Origin of the sequence: Flavobacterium sp. F52 (assembly GCF_000278705.1) — a bacterium.
In the GTDB taxonomy this organism is placed as follows: domain Bacteria; phylum Bacteroidota; class Bacteroidia; order Flavobacteriales; family Flavobacteriaceae; genus Flavobacterium; species Flavobacterium anhuiense.
Genome location: NZ_AKZQ01000009.1, coordinates 1 through 505 on the forward strand (window position 1 = coordinate 1; position 505 = coordinate 505).

Annotated in this window: 1 protein-coding gene; it reads right to left on the reverse strand. The window is 38.0% G+C overall.

The window, feature by feature from the left end; translation table 11 throughout:
- Window positions 1–505, reverse strand: a 505-nt coding sequence (locus FF52_RS04300; protein ID WP_008463249.1) for a cytochrome-c peroxidase, incomplete at both ends; no start/stop codon positions are given.

Consider the following 505-nt stretch of genomic DNA (forward strand, 5'->3'; position numbering starts at 1 on the left):
AAACAAATGCATTCCATTTACTTGCTGATCGGTATAAATGTCTGATTTTCCGCTTACAAACTGATCAAATTTACTTTTCGGACTATTAATCGATCTTTCGAAAGTAGCAATAGCGTATTGAATTCGCTCTAAAGTCACTTTTTTGTCTCCAAAAGCCTCCGTGAATAAAGAATTGTAACCTTTTATTTTTGCAATTTTGTCAACAGCAATCGTCAATTTTTCATTCATTTCTAAAGGATCCTGAACAGGAAACTGCGCTTGATCTTCAAGACTTGACGCACGTCCATCCCAAAACAGGGAAGTGGCATACGCCGAATTTAAAATGGTCATCGAATTGCGTTTTCCGGTTTGCCTGTCGTGGCCAAATGAACGCGTTAAATTATCTGTCCAGCCCAGTTCAGGATTGTGGCACGAAGCGCATGCAATTTGTCCGCTTTGCGATAATCTTGGATCAAAAAACAAAATCTTACCCAAACTTTCTTTTTCTTTTGAATACGGATTATAA